This is a genomic window from Monashia sp. HAY1-5C (assembly GCF_056755255.1).
Map to the genome: position 1 here is coordinate 40,953 of NZ_JBPGXG010000015.1, position 6,822 is coordinate 47,774.

The following is a 6,822-nucleotide window of genomic DNA, read 5'->3' on the forward strand; positions in this document are numbered from 1 at the left end:
GGGGCTCCTTCGTCGCCACGGCGGCCCGTCATCGGCGTCAGCGGGCCGTCGTCCTTGCCGGGATGATGTCAAGGAACCCCGGTCCAGTCACGCATCGGTGACCGAACGACACCGCACCGTGACCCGTGGGTAACCCCGGGCGAGGACCGGGGCCGGCGGGTCCGACGCGAGCGAGGCCTGCCCGCTGGGCGTCTGGCCCCACTCCCTACGACACTGCTCACTCTGGCTGAGCACTGACGTACGGGACGGGGGTGTGCTCCCGGAGAGTGGGTGCCCGCGTCGCTGCGACCCTGCTCACTCTGGCTGAGCACTGTCGTAGCGAGTGGGGGCACAGGGGCCGACGTCCTTGGCCCGACGTCAGCGCCGGGCGGTCGTCGACGCGACGTTGCCGACGATGCCGACCGCGACCCAGCTGGCGATCATGGAGGACCCGCCGTAGGAGACGAACGGCAACGGCAGGCCGGTCACCGGGGTCAGCCCGAGGTTCATGCCGATGTTCTCGAAGGACTGGACGCCGAACCAGACGGCCACACCGAGCACGACGAGCCGCCCGAAGGTGTCGGCCCGCCGTGCCACGAGGCAGGCCCGCACGACGATGAACCCGATGAGCAGCACCAGCCCGACCGCCCCGACGAAGCCCAGCTCCTCCCCCGCGACCGAGAAGACGAAGTCGGTCTCCTGGAACGGGACGAAGCCGGCCTGCGTCTGCCGGCCCTCGAAGAGGCCCTGGCCGGTGAGGCCCCCCGCCCCGATGGCGATCCGGACCTGGCGGGTCTGGTAGCCGATGCCCGATGGGTCGAGCGCCGGGTCGAGGAAGGCCCGGAGGCGGTTGCGCTGGTATCCGGCCAGGACGGGGGTGGTGAACGCTGCGACGACGGCCGCGGCGCCGGTCAGGGCCACTCCGGCGGTCCAGACGAACGGGGCCCCGGCCGCGGCGATGACGACGACGGCCATGGCCACGAGGACCAGTGCCGATCCGAGGTCCGGCTGGGCCAGGACGAGACCGACGGACACCCCTGCCACGAGCCAGGCGAGTGCGACGTCGCGATGCCGCTGGCGTCCCCCCGTGTCGCGACGGTCGGCCCGCTCCGCGAGGAGCATCGCGAGGGCGACGGCGAGAGCGACCTTGGCCAGCTCGGAGGGCTGGAGCGTGAAGCCTCCCGGCAGTCGGACCCAGGACCGTGACCCGTTGACCGTGGCCCCGAGGGGCGTCAGGACGGCCGCGAGGCCGACGATGCCCGTGAGGTACACGAGCGGAGCCAGCGCCCGCAGCACCCGGACGTCGACGCGGGTCACCCCGACCGCGGCCGCCGCCCCGAGACCTACCGCGACGAGCTGCTTGACCGCGAGGGCCGACCCGTGGTCCGCACGGGTCGCCGACCACACGAGGACGACACCGACGAGCGAGAGCCCGCCCGCGCCGATGAAGAGGCCGAGGTCCACGCCCAGCCATCCCGCCCGCCTCCGGCCGCCGGCCCGCGTCGGGCCGCCGGTCATCGGGACGCGGACCGGCGAGGTCAGGCGCGTCCCTGCGTCGGCAGTTCGGTGGGCCGCTGGGTGGGCACGATGGCCGACAGGACGGAGCGGCAGCGCTCGACATCGTTGCTCATCTGCTCGACGAGCGCGTCGATCGAGTCGAACTTCAGGGTCGGTCGCAGGTGCGACACCAGTTCGACGGCCACGCGCTCACCGTAGAGGTCGAGGTCGGTGCGGTCCAGGACATAGGCCTCGACGCGACGCTGCTGCCCGTCGAAGGTCGGGTTGGTGCCGATCGACACGGCTGCCGGCAGGGTGCGGTCGGGGTCTCGCGGGTCGAGGTCGAGGCGCAGCAGCCAGCCGGCGTAGACGCCGTCGGCCGGCACGAGACCCTCGTGGTCCTGGGACAGGTTGGCCGTCGGGTACCCGAGCTCGCGACCCCGGTGGTCGCCGTGGACCACCGTCCCGGTGACGCGGTGCGGCCGGCCGAGGATCTGGGCGGCGTGCTCGACGTTGCCGGCGAGCAGCTCGGCGCGCAGCTGGGTCGAGCTCCAGCGGGCCCCCGGCGACGAGGCGTCGGCCTGGGTCGTCTGGTGAGCCGCGCCGGTGTCGCCGATGTCCTCCAGGGCGATGACCTCGAACCCGTGCTCGGCGCCGAGCGAGCGGAGGGTCTGCACGTCCCCGGAGTTGCGCACCCCGAAGCGGGTGTCCTTGCCGACGACGACCGCGACCACGCCGAGCGCGTCGACGAACGTCGAGCGGACGAACTCCTCAGGGGTCTGCTGGGCGAAGGCCGGCGTGAACTCCAGCACCAGGGTGGCGCCGAGCCCGACCGACTCGAGGGCGTCGAGCCGCTGCCCGAGGGACATGACGGCAGCCGGGGCACGCTCCGGGTACAGCACGGCGATGGGGTGCGGGTCGAAGGTCACCGCGACCGGTGTGGCGTTCCGCTCGGCGGCCTCGCGTACAACACGCGTCAGGACCTCACGGTGCCCGCGGTGCACGCCGTCGAAGTTTCCCAGCGTGACGACCGTGGGCCCGAGGTCGCCCGGGATGTCGTCGAGTCCGAACCAGCGATGCACGGCGACCACTGTAGTGGCCGTCGTCGGGCTCCCCGCGTCGTGGTCGCGTACGCGCGTCAGACCCCTGCGGGCGCGGCGCCACCGCCCGCCGCCGCCGCAGGCCCCCCTGCTGGGGCGGGGACCTGGGCCACGGCGCCGGACCGGTCGGCCGCCGTGACGAAGACCACCCGCGAGCGGGCCAGCGGCCGGGTCTCGTCGAGGACGGCGACGAGGGTTCCGTCGGGGTCGATCGCGGCGACCGCGTCGGCACGCCTCGGCCCGCTGGGGATGCGCTGACCGTAGCCGAGGCTCGTCGCCTCGCGCGCGGTCACCTCGTGCACGGGCAGGGCGGCACGGGCGGCGTCCGCGACGGGCAGCAGGGGCAGCGCACCGGGAGCGCCTGCCTCGGCGAGCGCTTCGAGGTCGTCGAGGGTGTGCGCCGCAGACAGGTCGATGCCACCGACGCGGGTGCGGCGCAGCGCCGTCAGGTGGCCGCCGACGCCGAGCGCGGCACCGAGGTCGCGGGCCAGGGCCCGGACGTACGTCCCGGAGGACACGTCGACCTCGACCTCGACGTCGACGACGTCGATGGCAGGCCCGACCTCGGGGGCGGCCCGGCGCGGACGCACCGAGTCGACGTGGAAGCGGCTGACCGTGACGGGGCGTGCCGGCAGGTCGACCGCGTCGCCGCGGCGCACTCGGGCGTAGCTGCGCACACCGTCGACCTTGATCGCGCTGACCGCGCTCGGCACCTGCTCGATGTCACCGGTGAGCGCGGCGACGGCCTCCGGCAGGCCGTGTTCGACCGCGGCGAGGTCCTCGACGCCGAGCGCCTGGGTGGTCTCGCCCTCGGCGTCGTCGGTCACCGTCGCCATGCCGAGGCGGATCGTGGCCGTGTAGGTCTTGTCGCAGCCGACGAGGAACGTCAGCAGCTTGGTGCCGCGCTCGACGCCGAGGACCAGCACCCCCGTGGCCATGGGGTCGAGGGTGCCGGCGTGGCCGACGCGTCGCGTGCCCGCGAGCCGACGCACCCGGGCGACGACGTCGTGGCTGGTCCAGCCGGCCGGCTTGTCGACGACGAGCAGGCCGCCGGGACGTTCGCTCATCGCGCGTCCGCGTCCGCCCCTGCTTGGGCATCGAGGTCGGCATCGAGGTCGGCATCGAGCCGTTCGTCGAGGTCGGAGTCGTTCTCGCCGTCGGTCGGCTTGCGGTACGGGTCGGCGTCACCTGCGTACGAGGCGCCGGCCGCCACCCGGGCCAGCTCCGCGTCGCGGGCGCGGGTGCGGGCCAGCACGTCCTCGAGGTGCGCGGCGCCCTCCGGGAGGGCGTCGGCGATGAACTCGAGGGAGGGCGTCAGCCGGATGCCGATGCCCTTGCCGACGGCCGAGCGGATGCGACCGGTGTTGGCGGCGAGGACGTCGGCGGTGGCCTGGCGCTCCTCGTCCGTGCCGAACACGGTGTAGAAGACGCTGGCGTGCTGCAGGTCGCCGGTGACGCGGCAGTCCGTGATCGTCACGAACCCGAGCCGCTCGTCCTTCAACCGGAACTCGAGGTACTCCGCGACGATGACCTTGATCCGGTCGGCGACCTTCCGAGCGCGTGCGGGGTCGGCCATGGTGGTCTCCTTGTCCTCGATGCTGCTCCTGCAGCCGATGGTGCCGGGGTGCGGCGTCGCCGCAAGGGGCGACGATCCACCCTAACGGGCGGGCGGGGTCGCGCCACGGCCGGCGTGACGCGCCGGCGCCGGCCCCCCGGATGGGGGCCGGCGCCGGGTGCGACGACGGTGGTCGACGCGGTGGAGGGTCAGACGCGCGGCTTCTCGCGCATCTCGTAGGTGGCGATGAGGTCGCCGAGCTGCAGGTCGTTGAACGACCCGAGGTTGATACCGCACTCGTAGCCCTCGCGGACCTCGGTGACGTCGTCCTTGAAGCGCCGCAGACCGGAGATCTCGACGTTCTCGGAGACGACGACGCCCTCGCGGGTGATGCGGGCCTTGGAGCCGCGCTTGATCTCGCCGCTGCGCACGATGGATCCGGCGATGTTGCCGAACTTGCTCGAGCGGAAGATCTCGCGGATCTCCGCCGTGCCGAGCTCGACCTCCTCGAACTCCGGCTTGAGCATGCCCTTGAGCGCCGCCTCGACCTCCTCGATGGCCTGGTAGATCACCGAGTAGTAGCGGATCTCGACACCCTCGCGCTCGGCGTAGTCGGCGTTCTGCCCCTCGGCGCGAACGTTGTAGCCGATGATGATCGCGTTCGAGGCCATCGCGAGGTTGATGTTGTTCATCGTGATGGCGCCGACACCGCGGTCGATGATGCGCAGGTCGACCTCGTCGCCGACGTCGATCTTGAGCAGGGCGTCCTCGAGCGCCTCGACCGAGCCCGACACGTCACCCTTGAGGATGAGGTTGAGGGTCTCGACCTTGCCTGCTGCGAGGGCCTCGTTGAGGTCCTCGAGCGAGATGCGCTTGCGGGCCTTGGCGAGCACGGCCTGGCGGTCGGCCGCCTCACGACGCTCCGCGATCTGGCGGGCCGTGCGGTCGTCCGGCGCCACGACGAACGTGTCACCGGCGCGCGGCACCGAGCTGAGACCGAGCACCTGGACCGGACGCGAGGGGCCGGCCTCGTCGACGTTGTTGCCGTGCTCGTCGAGCATGGCGCGGACGCGGCCGTAGGCCGAGCCGGTGACGATGGAGTCACCGACGTGCAGCGTCCCGGTCTGGACGAGCACCGTCGCGGTCGCACCACGGCCACGGTCGAGGTTGGCCTCGATCGCGACGCCGCGGGCCTCCTTGTCCGGGTTGGCCCGGAGGTCGAGGGCGGCATCGGCGGTGAGCAGGACCGCGTCGAGCAGTCCGTCGATGTTCTGACCCTGGCGGGCCGAGACGTCGACGAACATCGTGTCGCCGCCGTACTCCTCGGCGATGAGGTTGTACTCGGTCAGCTGCTGACGCACCTTGGCCGGGTTGGCACCCTCGACGTCGATCTTGTTGACGGCGACGACGATCGGCACGTCCGCGGCCTGCATGTGGTTGAGCGCCTCGATGGTCTGCGGCATGACACCGTCGTCGGCAGCGACGACGAGGATCGCGATGTCGGTGACCTTCGCCCCACGGGCACGCATGGCGGTGAACGCCTCGTGACCCGGGGTGTCGATGAAGGTGATCGCGCGGTCGACGCCCTCGTGCTCACGGTGCACCTGGTAGGCACCGATGTGCTGGGTGATGCCACCGGCCTCGCCGGCCACGACGTCCTCGTTGCGGATGGCGTCGAGCAGGCGGGTCTTGCCGTGGTCGACGTGACCGACGACGGTGACGACCGGCGGGCGAGCCTCGAGGTCCTCGTCGTCCTCGCCCTCGATGCCGGTCTCGAGGTCGATGTTGAAGGAGTCGAAGAGCTCCTTCTCCTCCTCCTCCGGCGAGACGACCTGGACGTCGTAGCCCAGCTCGGCGCCGAGGAGCTTGAAGGTGTCCTCGTCGAGCGACTGCGTCGCCGTGGCCATCTCACCGAGGTGGAACAGGACGGTGACGAGCGATGCCGGGTTGGCGTTGATCTTGTCGGCGAAGTCGGTCAGCGACGAGCCCCGTCGGACGCGGATGACGGTCGAGCCGTCACCGCGCGGGACGGTGACGCCACCGATCGACGGCGCCTGCATCTGCTCGAACTCCTGGCGCTTGGCGCGCTTGGACTTGCGACCGCGGACCGGACGTCCGCCACCACGGCCGAAGGCACCGGCCGTCGAGCCGCGGCCGGCGCCGCCACCACGCGGACCACCGCCGAAGCCACCACGACCGCCACCGGCGGGGCCACCGGGACCACCACCGAAGCCGCCGCGACCGGCACCGGCGCCGGCACCCCCGGGGCCACCGCGGCCGGGACCACCGGCCGGACGCTGACCGGGACGGCCGACCGTGCTCCGCTCGGGCATCATGCCGGGCGTCGGACGGGCACCGCCGGGACGGGGCGCGCCCGGACGAGGCGCGCCACCGGGACGCGGCGCGGCCGGGGCGCCCGGACGCGGCCCGCCGGGGCGCGACTGCGGCCGGGGCATGCCCTGGCTCGAGCTGAACGGGTTGTTGCCCGGACGCGGACCGCCCTCACCGCCGGGACGCGGGGCACGGGTCTGGCCCATGCCCTGGCTCGGGGCGAACGGGTTGTTGCCCGGACGGGGCTGACCCGGACGGGGCGCGGGGCGCGGCGACGCGGGGACGCCACTGGTCTGCCGGCCGCCGTCACGCGAGGACTGCACCTGTCTCTTATACACATCTGACGCTGCCGACGACGGA

General features: G+C 72.8%; 5 protein-coding genes. All 5 read right to left on the bottom strand.

The genetic code is table 11. From position 1 onward, the window contains the following. Nucleotides 1-357: 357 nt before the first annotated feature. Complete coding sequence (locus tag ACR9ZK_RS04145; RefSeq protein ID WP_481340576.1) at nucleotides 358-1,443, bottom strand: FtsW/RodA/SpoVE family cell cycle protein; 1,086 nt, start codon at nucleotides 1,441-1,443, stop codon at nucleotides 358-360. Between the two features lie 74 nt (nucleotides 1,444-1,517). Next, complete coding sequence (locus tag ACR9ZK_RS04150; protein ID WP_481340578.1) at nucleotides 1,518-2,558, bottom strand: bifunctional riboflavin kinase/FAD synthetase; 1,041 nt, start codon at nucleotides 2,556-2,558, stop codon at nucleotides 1,518-1,520. A 56-nt stretch (nucleotides 2,559-2,614) separates the two neighbouring features. Further along, complete coding sequence (truB, locus tag ACR9ZK_RS04155; RefSeq protein WP_481340580.1) at nucleotides 2,615-3,643, bottom strand: tRNA pseudouridine(55) synthase TruB; 1,029 nt, start codon at nucleotides 3,641-3,643, stop codon at nucleotides 2,615-2,617. Beyond that, a complete protein-coding gene (gene rbfA, locus ACR9ZK_RS04160) occupies nucleotides 3,640-4,152 on the bottom strand; it encodes a 30S ribosome-binding factor RbfA (RefSeq protein WP_481340582.1) in 513 nt (170 codons plus the stop codon). The genes truB and rbfA overlap by 4 nt, the downstream gene beginning before the upstream one ends. Before the next feature lie 188 nt (nucleotides 4,153-4,340). Beyond that, a complete protein-coding gene (gene infB, locus ACR9ZK_RS04165) occupies nucleotides 4,341-6,800 on the bottom strand; it encodes a translation initiation factor IF-2 (protein ID WP_481340584.1) in 2,460 nt (819 codons plus the stop codon). Nucleotides 6,801-6,822: the final 22 nt, after the last annotated feature.